This is a genomic window from Aquaspirillum serpens DSM 68 (assembly GCF_000420525.1).
Taxonomy (GTDB): Bacteria; Pseudomonadota; Gammaproteobacteria; order Burkholderiales; family Aquaspirillaceae; genus Aquaspirillum; species Aquaspirillum serpens.
This window is the reverse complement of the sequence record NZ_ATVC01000074.1, coordinates 1-11,254: the sequence shown is the minus strand read 5'-3', so window position 1 is coordinate 11,254 and position 11,254 is coordinate 1. Positions and strand designations below refer to the sequence as shown.

The window sequence follows — 11,254 nt, the reverse complement described above, 5'->3', positions numbered from 1 at the left end:
AAAGAAAGCGGCGAAGCAGCGCCGGCAGTCGAAACACCGGCGGCAAAACCGGCGATGGACGATGCCAAAAAAGCGGCAATTCAGGCAGCGATGGAACGTGCTGCAGCAAGAAAAGCAGCAAAAGAAAATGGCGAAGCAGCGCCGGCAGTTGAAACACCAGCGGCAAAACCGGCGATGGACGAGGAGAAAAAAGCTGCTATTCAAGCGGCGATGGCGCGTGCTGCGGCGCGTAAAGCACAACAAGCAGCCGAGAAAGGAGACCCAACATGATGGCATCCTCGCCCCATTTTTTCCGACTGACCAGCGTCAGCCGCATCATGCTCACCGTGTTGGCCGCATTGCTGCCCGGCACCGCTGTGGCCGTGTGGCTGTTTGGCTGTGCGGTATTGCTGCAGATCGCCCTAGCAACCACAACTGCATTAGCCGCGGAAGCATTGGTTTTGCGCTGGCGTGGGTTGCCAGTTCGCCCGTATCTCGCTGATGGTTCTGCCGTAGTAACCGCATGGTTGATTGCACTGGCTTTTCCACCGCTTGGCGTATGGTGGTTGGTCGTTGTCGGAACGCTATTTGCCATTGTGGTCGCCAAACATTTATATGGTGGATTGGGCAATAATCCCTTCAACCCCGCGATGGTGGCCTATGCGCTGATGATTGTGTCGTTTCCGGCGCAGATGTCGCAATGGGCGGCGCCAATGCTGTCGCTAGATACCTTACAACAACTGCAATGGGTTTTTTGGCGTGAGTTACCGGTAGGGATGACGTTAGATGCCATCAGCAGTGCCACACCGTTGGACTATCTCAAAACACAATTGATGAACGGTCAAACCGTGCCGCAGCTATTAGCTGATAGCGCCCACTTTTCTATCTTGGCTGGGGTCAAAATGGAATGGTTGGCGGTGGCGTGGCTGTTGGGTGGGCTGTTTTTATTGCAACAACGGATTATGACGTGGCATGCGCCGGTGGCGTTATTGCTGGCGGTGGCGGTGTTGTCGGGTGTGATGCATCTGATCGATCCCCTGCGCTATGCCCCTCCGGTGGTGCATCTGTTTAGCGGCGCCACTATGTTTGCCGCGTGGTTTATTGTGACCGATCCAGTGTCAGGCTCGACCACGCCGAAAGGCAAACTGATTTTTGCCGCCGGTGTCGGTATTTTGCTGTATGTGATTCGGGTGTGGGGTAGTTTTCCCGATGGGGTGGCGTTTGCGGTATTGATTATGAATATTGCGGTCCCGTTTATTGATCGCTACACCCGCCCACCGGTCTTTGGCCAACAACATAAAAAAATCACTACCAAGGCGGCGAAATCATGAAAACCGCTTTAACACAAGCCCGTCGCAGTGCGCTGACTCTCCTTGCTTTTGCTGTGGTGGCCAGCGCTATTTTAGCCTCAACCTATTGGCTGACCCGCGATACGGTATTAGCCAATGAACACGCTGCTAAGCTGGCTTTGCTCCAGCAAGTGTTGCCTAGCGATTACGATAACCAACCGCTGTCAGATACGGTGGCCTTGTCGCCGGTTGAAGCCAAACGTTTGGGACATGACCAGTCTGCCGTCATTCATCTGGCACGTCGTCAGGGGCAAGTGGTGGCGTATGCCTTTGAAACCATTGCACCTAATGGCTATAGCGGCAAAATCCGTTTGTTATTGGGTGTGGATGCCCAAGGTCAATTACTGGGTGTGCGCGTGGTGAGCCATAAAGAAACCCCCGGCTTGGGTGATTACATCGATTTGGCGAAAAGTGATTGGGCTCAGCAATTCACTGGCCAAAGCTGGCAGGGCCCTGCGGCAGCGGTTGGCTATTGGAAGGTCAAAAAAGATGGTGGCGCGTTTGACTATATGACAGGCGCGACAATCAGTGCCCGTGCGGTGACCAGCTGTGTGGGCCGTGCGGTGGCATGGTTGGACGAATGGAAACAAAAGGCGAATCGATGAGCAGCGTCTATCGTGAAATTGCCCACAATGGGCTGTGGAAACAAAATGCTGGCTTGGCGCAATTATTAGGGCTGTGTCCGGTGTTGGCGGTTAGTTCAACCGTGGTCAATGGCCTCGGTTTAGGGCTGGCCACGACGTTGGTGACTGCTCTGTCGGGGGCCGCAGTGGCAGCGGTGCGGCATTTAGTGCCGAATGAAATTCGCAATCCGGTGTTTATCCTCATCATTGCTGCATTGGTGACGGTGGTAGATCTGTCGATGAATGCGTGGGCTCACGATTTATATAATGTGCTGGGTATTTTTATTCCTTTGATTGTGACCAACTGCATTGTGCTGGCGCGGGCAGAGGCATTTGCCTCGAAACATCCCGTCCGTGAAGCCGCGTGGGATGGTTTGATGATGGGCTTGGGGTTGACGGGGGTATTGATCGCCTTGGGTGCGCTGCGTGAAGTCTGTGGCCGAGGGACGTTATTTGCTGGGTTGGATATGCTGTTTGGCCCTGCGGCAAAAACGTGGGTGTGGCATCTGGTACCGGCAGAGTGGAACTATCAGTTTTTATTGGCCTTGTTACCACCGGGGGCGTTTTTGGGCTTGGCGTTGTTAATTGCAGGCAAAAACCTTTTAGACGAACGGGCACGACAACGTGCTTTGCGGCAAAAAACTCTCACACAAGAAGTCTCGGCATGAAACCAAGTGTTCGTGAACAGATTTTTCTGCGCTTCCAACACGCTAATCCCAATCCCAAACCCGAATTAGCGTTTGCCAATCCGTTTCAATTACTGATTGCGGTGATTTTGTCAGCGCAAGCGACGGATATCAGCGTCAATAAAGCGACTGCCAAATTGTTTGTTGATGCAGCGACACCCGAGGCGATATTGGCGTTGGGTGAGGCTGGTTTAATACCTTATATTCAACAAATTGGCCTCTATCGCAATAAAGCGAAACATATCATTGCCACCTGCCAACGCTTGTTAGAACAACACCAAGGCCAAGTCCCCTCCGAACGTGCAGCCCTAGAAGCCTTACCGGGCGTTGGGCGCAAAACAGCCAATGTGGTATTGAATATCGCCTTTGGCCAACCCACCATTGCAGTCGATACCCATTTGTTTCGAGTCAGTAATCGGACGGGTTTAGCCCCCGGTAACACGGTTCGAGCGGTGGAAGATAATTTACTTGCAGTGGTACCAGAACGCTTTAAGCTAGATATCCACCATTGGTTGATTTTACATGGTCGCTATATTTGTAAGGCACGTAAGCCCGATTGTCAGCATTGTTTGATTGCTGATTTATGCGAATACCCTGATAAAAACTAAGTGATGCCTTGGTCTAGCGAAGATAGACCCTGCTGATAAGGACACAATCATGCTTATTTCTCCATCTTTCCCGCGTGTCGCTATCGTAACGGCATTGGCCGTGGCCTTAACCGGTTGTGATCGTATCCAACAGTATTTTAATCAACCCGCCCAAACCCCACCGGTGACCACCCAACAAGCTGGGGCACCCGTCGGGATGTTGGTGGCTGATTTTTCACAATTAGTTGAGCGTGAAGGGCCGGCGGTGGTCAATATCACGGCCAATAACCGCGAAGAACAAGACGAGGAAAATACCTCGCCGTTCCCTTTCCCGATTCCAGAAGACGATCCCTTCTTTGAGTTTTTCAAACGCTTTATGCCTCCCGGTCAAGGCGGTGGCCGCAGCGCACCGACCGAGCGCGAAGCGATGTCGTATGGCTCTGGTTTTATTCTATCCACCGATGGTTTCATTATGACCAACGCCCATGTGGTGGCAGGGGCGAGTCAAATTCAGGTCAAGATGGCAGACAAACGCGAGTTCTCCGCTAAACTGATTGGGATGGATAAGCGTACGGATGTTGCCGTTTTAAAAATCGAAGCCACACAATTGCCTGCAGTGAAAATTGGCCAAGCCTCGCAATTAAAAGTCGGCGAGTGGGTGGCGGCGATTGGTGCGCCGTTTGGGTTTGATAACACGGTTACCGCCGGTATCGTTTCTGCCAAGGGACGCAATTTGCCGGATGATACCTATGTCCAGTTTATTCAAACCGATGTCGCCATTAACCCGGGTAACTCCGGTGGCCCGCTGTTTAACCTCAAAGGCGAGGTGGTGGGGATAAACTCACAGATTTACAGCCGTTCCGGTGGCTTTATGGGGATTTCCTTCTCCATTCCGATTGATGTCGCGATGCAAGTTGCCGAGCAGTTAAAGAAAAACGGTAAAGTGAGCCGTGGTCAATTGGGCGTACATATTCAAGAATTGTCGCTCGATTTGGCCCAATCGTTTGGCCGTAAAACAGCCGATGGGGCATTGGTGGTGAATGTCGAACCGAATAGCCCTGCGGCCATTGCTGGTTTGCAAATTGGCGATATTGTGTTGACGGTCGATGGCGAAGCGGTGGCGAGTTCGCGTGATTTACCGTTGCTGATTGGTGGCCGCCAGCCGGGTACCAAAGTGAAACTGGGATTGTGGCGTAAAGGGCAGACGGTTGAAGTAGAAGTGACATTGGCCGAACTGAAGCCAGATGCTGCGCCAACCCCAAGCAAAGAAGAACCGCCCAAAAACAATAAAACCAGCTTCCCCTCGTTGGGGTTGACGGTGGCTGAGTTAAGCCCTGCGCAACGGCAACAGTTGGCGCTAAAAGGCGGTGTTTTAGTAGAAAATGTGCGTGGACTGGCAGCGAAATCTGGTTTAATGCATGGTGATATTATTATCGCGGTCAATCAGCATGAAATTGCTGACGCCAAATCGCTAGAAAAATTATTGAATGAAAGCGGTGACAGTGCTGCACTTTTGGTGCGGCGGATGGATAACACGCTGTTTATTCCGTTGCGCTTAAAAGAGTGACAGTCAAAACAAAAAACAAAGGAGAAACTTTAGATGGACTTTTTAACCACTGATCTGTGCGACGAGTACAGCGACACCTTACAAGTCGCCACCCCGATGTTTCAATCGTATGGGGGACATACGCGCTTTTGTGGCGAGATTCAAACGGTCAAAGTGTTTGAAGACAACTCGTTGGTACGCGAAGCCTTGGCCCAACCCGGCCACGGTAAAGTGTTAGTGGTCGATGGCGGTGGTTCGCTGCGTTGTGCCTTGGTCGGCGATCAAATCGGCGAATTGGCCGTGAAGAATGGCTGGGCTGGCATTATCGTCTATGGGTGTATTCGTGATTCTGTGGCGATTAACGCCTTGCCGATTGGGGTGCGGGCGTTGAATACCCATCCATTAAAATCGGTGAAAAAGGGCGCTGGCGATCATCAGCTGGTCCTGACCTTTGCAGGTGTGACGTTCCGTCCCGGACAGATCGTCTATGTCGATGAAGACGGTGTGATTGTTTCGCCTAAACCTTTACTGTAATTGATTGCGTTGTGCGGTGGCGGTGGCCACCGCCGCTATTGAAAGCTCGTCATGCCACAAACCAAGTTTTTATTGCCTGAATCGGATATCCCCACCCACTGGTACAACATCGTTGCCGATATGCCCAACGCCCCTGCGCCGGTGTTAGGCCCAGATGGCCAGCCGATTGGCCCTGATGCCTTGTCGGTGATTTTTCCCGATAACATCATTGAACAAGAAATCTCGACCGAGCGTTGGATTCCTATTCCGGAAGAAGTGCGCGAGATTTACCAACAATGGCGGCCTTCTCCGCTATTCCGTGCCCATCGTTTAGAACAGGCACTCGGTACCCCAGCGCGGATTTACTACAAATATGAAGGCATCAGTGCTGCTGGCTCGCACAAGCTCAACTCGGCGGTGGCACAAGCTTGGTATAACCGCGAGGCGGGGATTCGCCGCATGACCACTGAAACCGGTGCCGGTCAATGGGGAACCTCGTTGGCACTCGCTGGCCAAATGTTTGGCATTGATGTGCGGGTGTATATGGTGAAGGTCAGCTATCAGCAAAAACCTTTCCGCCGCTCGATGATGCAAACATGGGGGGCCGAAGTCTTAGCCAGCCCAACCGATTTGACCGCTGCCGGTCGTGATGCGCTTGCCGCCGACCCGAACAACCCCGGCTCATTAGGATTGGCGATTGCCGAAGCGGTGGAAGAAGCCGCCAGCCGCAAAGACACCACCTATGGTTTAGGGTCTGTGCTGAATCATGTGTTGTTACATCAAACTGTGATTGGTCTGGAGGCGAAGAAACAATTTGAACTTGCTGGCGATTATCCTGATGTGATCTTTGCGCCATGTGGTGGCGGCTCGAATTTTGGTGGCGTTGCCTTCCCGTTCTTGGCAGATAAAGCGGCTGGCAAAAACGTCCGTTTAGTCGCCGTCGAACCGTCTTCATGCCCAAGCTTAACCCGTGGCCATTACGCTTACGATTTTGGTGATAGCGCCGGTTTAACCCCGTTGATGAAGCAATACACCCTCGGCCATGACTTTATGCCGCCTTCGATTCATGCCGGTGGTTTGCGTTATCACGGTGCCTCAAGCTTGGTTAGCCAGCTTTACAACGAAGGTTTGGTCGAAGCAGTGGCCGTGCCGCAGTTGGCAACCTTTGAAGCAGGTGTCACGTTTGCCCGTGCCGAAGGGATTGTGCCTGCGCCAGAATCATGCCACGGCATTCGTGCGGCGATTGATGAGGCCTTGCGTTGTAAGGAAAGCGGCGAACCCAAGGTGATTTTCTTTAATTTATCGGGTCATGGTCATTTTGATATGGCAAGTTACGATAAATACTTTGCAGGTGAACTGGAAGACTATGTCTATCCCGAAGAAGCCATCCGCGCTGCGTTGGCTCGTTTGCCTAGCTTTGCCTAAATAACAAGGATTGATGAGACATGGCATCTATTACGCTCGATGGTCAGGCTTTTTCTGTTGCCAATATCTTTTGCATTGGCCGTAACTATGCGGCCCATGTGGCAGAGTTGGGCAATGTGGTGGAAGAAGAACCGCTGGTGTTCCTCAAACCCACCTCGGCCTTAATTGACGAAAACCACCCCATCACCCTGCCGGCCTATTCACAAGATGTGCATCATGAATGTGAACTGGTGTTGTATATCGGCAAAGGGGGGCGGCATATCGCAGAGCAAGACGCCTTGTCTCATATCGCTGGTTATGGCATTGGCTTAGACCTTACTGCCCGTGATGTGCAAAGTGAACTCAAGAAAAAAGGCCAGCCGTGGACCAAAGCCAAAGGTTTTCCCTCGGCAGCCTGTGTGTCTGAGTTTGTGCCAGCAACGCGAGTGAACGACCCGCAACAACTCAGTTTCTCTCTCGCGGTCAATGGCGAAGTCCGTCAGCGCGGTAACACCGAATTGATGTTGTTCTCGGTGGCTAAAATTGTTCACCATCTATCAACGCTATATGGTTTATCCGAAGGCGATGTGATTTTCACCGGCACCCCCGAAGGGGTCTCGCGCTTACAGGTGGGCGATCACTTATATTTGGTGTTGGACAATCTGATTGATGTGCGGTTTGAGGTGCAGGCATGACCGCCGACGCTGCATTAAGCAAGGTTCGGATTGATAAATGGTTGTGGGCGGCGCGTTTTTATAAAACGCGCGGTCTGGCACAAGAGGCGATTGAGGCGGGTCATGTCCGGCTCAATGGCGAACGTGCCAAGCCAGCCAAAACCCTTAAAGTCGGTGACCAGATTCTCCTAAAGTTGAATCAGCTGGAATATCACTTGACGGTGCTGGCGTTGTCCGAACGACGTGGTTCGGCAACGCTTGCACAACAGCTGTATCAAGAATCGGCAGCCAGCCTCGCTGCACGCGAGCAACGACAATTAGAACTAAAAGCCTTATATGCTGGCAGCGATTTAGGACAAAACCGCCCGACTAAAAAAGATCGACGCGAACTCGACCGTTTCCGCTCCGGTGGGTGGTAAGGTGGCATTGTCGCCAGCCACCGCTGCGGCGGTGTTTTACTTTTTTTATTTTTCCATTGTGGGTGTGATTTCGCCCTATTTCGGCCCTTATCTTAAAAGTTTAGGGTTTTCTTCGTGGTCAGTGGCGGTGTTACTGGCACTTTCCCCCTTATCGCGGCTGGGGCCGCCGGTGTTATGGGGGCTGTTAGCAGACCGCACGGGTCAAGGCCGCCAGTTGATACAACTGGCCAGCGTGCTGTCCCTGTTGGGATTCTTATTTGCACTGTGGCGGCAAGATTTCTGGTTTATGTTTCTCGGCTTGGCTGTAATGCAGATCTTTTGGGCGGCGGCGTTACCGTTAATGGAGGCGATCACCCTGCATCATGTCGGCGCACGTTATGGACAAATTCGCGTGTGGGGCTCGATTGGTTTTGTGGTGGCGAGCCTCTCTGCCGCAGCGGTCATTGAGTGGTTTGATTTATCTGTGGTGCCGTGGGTGATTTTGGCGATGTTGTTCGCCTTAGCGGCGGTCAGTGTCTTGGTGCCGCCGTGGGTGAAAACATCGCATACCGCCGATATCCCTTTACGCCCTATTTCCAGTTTTTTCCGCCAACGGCCTATTATCTGGCTGTTTGTTTGCTTCTTTTTGATGGCCTTTGCGCATGGCCCCTATTACAGCTTTTATTCGATTGGTTTAGCGGAGCACGGTTATTCCCCGTTGCAAATCGGTGGCTTGTGGAATTTGGGGGTGTTGGCAGAAATTGCGTTGTTTTGGTGGGTCGCCCATCTGAGCCAACGCTATGACAGTTTAGACTTGCTGCGTTGTAGCCTCTTGGTTGCGCTGTTGCGTTTTGCCTGTATTGCTATCTGGCCGGAGCAAGGTTGGTTGATGGCGGTGATGCAGTTGGGCCATGCGTTCACCTTTGCTTTGCATCATCAAGCGGCGTTGGCGCTGATTCATCGTTATTTCCCTGCTTATGCCCAAGGTCGAGCACAGGGGCTGTATATCATGATGTCATTTGGTTTGGGTGGCAGCTTGGGTGGTTTGTTGGCGGGGGCAATGTGGGAGTGGCAAGGAATGTTGAGTGCTTTTTTACCAGCGGCAGCGGCAGCTGGTGTGGCGTATTTGTTGGCCTGTTATGCGATCAAGCCCAGTGTGGTGTCGGTGAATAATTAAATGCTATTTGATGAACCTTATGTCATTGTTGATGTAGAAGCGACCGGCGGCGATTTGCTGCGCGACCGGATGACGGAAATCGCCATTATTGAGATGCAAGGGGCGGTTGAGCTCGACCGTTGGTCAACCTTGCTCAATCCACAACAAACCATTCCGCCTTTTGTGCAAGAAATGACGGGTATTAGCCAAGACATGGTGCAAACAGCGCCTGTGTTTGCCGAGATGGCGGATGAAATCAGCGCTCGCTTACAGGGGCGGGTGTTGGTGGCGCACAACGCACGGTTTGACTATGGCTTTTTAAAAAATGAATTTCGCCGTCTCGACCGCCGTTTTCAAACGCGTACCTTATGCACCGTTAAACTGTCACAGCGTTTGTATCCCGATGAAGGTAAACATAATCTCGACGCTTTGATTCAACGGCATAATCTGCCGGTGCATGAACGGCATCGGGCATTAGGCGATGCCGAGAGCTTGCAGGCTTTTATTCGTTTTCTGCTGCAACAACACAGCCCCGAAACCCTGCAAGGTGAAATCCAAGCACTGAAACGGCGTACGGCGCTGCCGGCGGGGGTGGATGCCGAAGTGGTGGATAGTTTGCCAGAGCAGCCAGGGGTGTATTTATTCTATGGCGCTGGCGATGAACTGCTGTATGTCGGCAAAAGCATTAACTTGCGGGCGCGGGTGTTAGAACATTTCTATGCCAGCAATCGAAACAGCAAAGAAATGAAATTGGCGCAGCAGGTATGCCGTATTGACTGGCAGGAAACCTTGGGTGAGTTTGGGGCACTGGTGCTGGAAGCTCAGTGGATTAAACAGAAACAACCGTTGCTTAACCGCATGGGACGGGGCGAAGCCGGTAGTTATTCTATCGAGCTGGTCAGTGATGATGAGGGCTTTTATCAAACCAAAATTGTTGCTACGCAAGAGAGGTTACGCCAAAGTCATACTGCGTTGTATGGATTATTCCGCCATCCGCGTGAAGCAAAAAAGGTGTTGCAGAGCATTGCAGAACAGCAAGGCTTGTGTCAGCGCCGCTTGGGGGTGGAACAGGTGACCAGTAAACAACAAGGGCCTTGTTTTGCTTTTCAAGTCCGTCGTTGTCGTGGTGCCTGTATTGGTCGAGAACAGGCCGCTGCATTTAACCAACGGTTACTCACCGCGCTGGCGCGGTTGAAACTGGAAAGCTGGCCATTTCCCCAGCCGATTGCCGTGGTGGAACAAGACCCGCTGTCGAAGCAAACCGTGCATCATGTGATTGACCAATGGTGTTATCTCGGCATTGCTGAACAGGGTTTACTTTCCTCTGCCAAGACTTTTGATGCCGATATCTATCGCCTATTGCGCAAACAACTCAAAACACCGTTTGACCATACGCGGGTGGTACCATTCACCGGTTAATGGGGTAATCCCAATGTGTACTGGTTAATGAGTCGTCTGACCGCTGGTCATCATGGCGCGATTTTTACCGGCACGTTTGGCTTCATACATGGCCGCATCGGCATGCGACAAGATGTCGGTGTTGCTGCGGCCATGTTTAGGAATACAGGCCACACCAATACTGGCACCTAATAGACAGGTGATGTCGTTGTTGAAGCGCATTGGTTTTGAGATGGCATCAATAATCTGATTGGCCCACATCAAAGCACCGTCTTCGGTGGTGATGTTGTTGAGTAATACCACAAATTCATCACCGCCCAAGCGGCCAACAAAATGGCTAGCACCGATGACCTGTTGCAAGCGGCTGGCGACTTCTTTCAAAGCAAAATCACCCACCTCATGACCCTGTGCGCAACAAGCCCCGCCGTTCAGGGCGGGGAAGGATAGCGCGGACGGCGTAGCCGTCCTTGGGTTTCAGTGTGGTGTCTGCTGCTGTTCGATGTATTGGCGCACGATGGAGATCGGCGCACCCCCACAGGATGAGGCGAAGTAGGATGGCGACCACAGGGCGCCTTTCCAGTAACGATTCTGAATGTCGGGGCGTTCCTTCCGTAGCAAACGGCTGGACACGCCTTTCAAGCTGTTCACCAGATTGGAGACAGCCACCTTGGGTGGGTACGCCACCAACAGGTGAACATGATCATCCTCGCCGTCCATCTCAATTAGCTGTGCCTCAAAGTCGGCGCAGACCTTGGCAAAGATCGTCCGCAGCCGCTGGATGGCGTCGGCGTCGAACACATTGCGGCGATACTTCGCCACAAAGACCAAATGGACGTGCATCTTAAAAACGCAGTGCCGACCGTGCCGAATATCATTGTCATTGCTCATAGACCAAACTATAATTGAGCCATGCAACGACTTCAAGCCTTCAAATACGAACT

At 52.2% G+C, this 11,254-nt stretch carries 13 protein-coding genes and 1 pseudogene; 12 read left to right on the top strand and 2 right to left on the bottom strand.

Features of this window, described 5'->3' with window-relative positions:
* The 12 genes and pseudogenes from G465_RS15910 to G465_RS0111510 form a co-directional block, all read left to right on the top strand.
* A pseudogene (locus G465_RS15910) lies at nt 1-270 on the top strand (hypothetical protein); the annotation flags it as partial.
* Nucleotides 267-1,310 (top strand): RnfABCDGE type electron transport complex subunit D, encoded by a 1,044-nt coding sequence (locus tag G465_RS0111560; RefSeq protein WP_022654619.1) that lies wholly within the window; start codon nt 267-269, stop codon nt 1,308-1,310. The pseudogene G465_RS15910 and the gene G465_RS0111560, both read left to right, overlap by 4 nt.
* The gene (rsxG, locus tag G465_RS14615; RefSeq protein ID WP_022654618.1) at nt 1,307-1,933 is read left to right on the top strand and encodes an electron transport complex subunit RsxG; all 627 of its coding nucleotides are present in this window, start codon (nt 1,307-1,309) and stop codon (nt 1,931-1,933) included. The genes G465_RS0111560 and rsxG overlap by 4 nt, the downstream gene beginning before the upstream one ends.
* A complete protein-coding gene (locus tag G465_RS0111550; RefSeq protein ID WP_027405425.1) occupies nt 1,909-2,619 on the top strand; it encodes an electron transport complex subunit E in 711 nt (236 codons plus the stop codon). Before rsxG ends, G465_RS0111550 begins: the two co-directional genes overlap by 25 nt.
* Nucleotides 2,616-3,245 carry an endonuclease III gene (gene nth / locus G465_RS0111545; protein WP_022654616.1) on the top strand — a complete coding sequence of 210 codons (630 nt, stop codon included), beginning with the start codon at nt 2,616-2,618 and terminating at the stop codon, nt 3,243-3,245. The genes G465_RS0111550 and nth overlap by 4 nt, the downstream gene beginning before the upstream one ends.
* A gap of 49 nt (nt 3,246-3,294) precedes the next feature.
* Nucleotides 3,295-4,791: a DegQ family serine endoprotease gene (locus G465_RS0111540; protein WP_022654615.1), complete on the top strand. Its 1,497-nt coding sequence runs from the start codon at nt 3,295-3,297 to the stop codon at nt 4,789-4,791.
* A 33-nt stretch (nt 4,792-4,824) separates the two neighbouring features.
* On the top strand, nt 4,825-5,304 hold the full coding sequence (gene rraA, locus G465_RS0111535) for a ribonuclease E activity regulator RraA (RefSeq protein WP_022654614.1): 480 nt from the start codon (nt 4,825-4,827) through the stop codon (nt 5,302-5,304).
* A gap of 51 nt (nt 5,305-5,355) precedes the next feature.
* The gene (locus tag G465_RS0111530) at nt 5,356-6,708 is read left to right on the top strand and encodes a TrpB-like pyridoxal phosphate-dependent enzyme (protein ID WP_022654613.1); all 1,353 of its coding nucleotides are present in this window, start codon (nt 5,356-5,358) and stop codon (nt 6,706-6,708) included.
* A gap of 20 nt (nt 6,709-6,728) precedes the next feature.
* Nucleotides 6,729-7,382: a fumarylacetoacetate hydrolase family protein gene (locus tag G465_RS0111525; RefSeq protein WP_022654612.1), complete on the top strand. Its 654-nt coding sequence runs from the start codon at nt 6,729-6,731 to the stop codon at nt 7,380-7,382.
* Nucleotides 7,379-7,780, top strand: a complete 402-nt coding sequence (locus G465_RS0111520; protein ID WP_022654611.1) for an RNA-binding S4 domain-containing protein — start codon at nt 7,379-7,381, stop codon at nt 7,778-7,780. The genes G465_RS0111525 and G465_RS0111520 overlap by 4 nt, the downstream gene beginning before the upstream one ends.
* A 1-nt stretch (nt 7,781) precedes the next feature.
* Nucleotides 7,782-8,936, top strand: coding sequence for an MFS transporter (locus G465_RS0111515; RefSeq protein ID WP_027405423.1), 1,155 nt, complete (start codon nt 7,782-7,784; stop codon nt 8,934-8,936).
* Nucleotides 8,937-10,334, top strand: coding sequence for an exonuclease domain-containing protein (locus G465_RS0111510; RefSeq protein ID WP_022654609.1), 1,398 nt, complete (start codon nt 8,937-8,939; stop codon nt 10,332-10,334).
* A gap of 24 nt (nt 10,335-10,358) precedes the next feature.
* On the opposite strand, the gene G465_RS0111505 is transcribed toward G465_RS0111510, so the two are convergent.
* A complete protein-coding gene (locus tag G465_RS0111505; RefSeq protein ID WP_022654608.1) occupies nt 10,359-10,709 on the bottom strand; it encodes a diguanylate cyclase in 351 nt (116 codons plus the stop codon).
* Between the two features lie 78 nt (nt 10,710-10,787).
* The gene (tnpA, locus tag G465_RS0111500) at nt 10,788-11,201 is read right to left on the bottom strand and encodes an IS200/IS605 family transposase (protein WP_081642774.1); all 414 of its coding nucleotides are present in this window, start codon (nt 11,199-11,201) and stop codon (nt 10,788-10,790) included.
* Between the last annotated feature and the right edge of the window lie 53 nt (nt 11,202-11,254).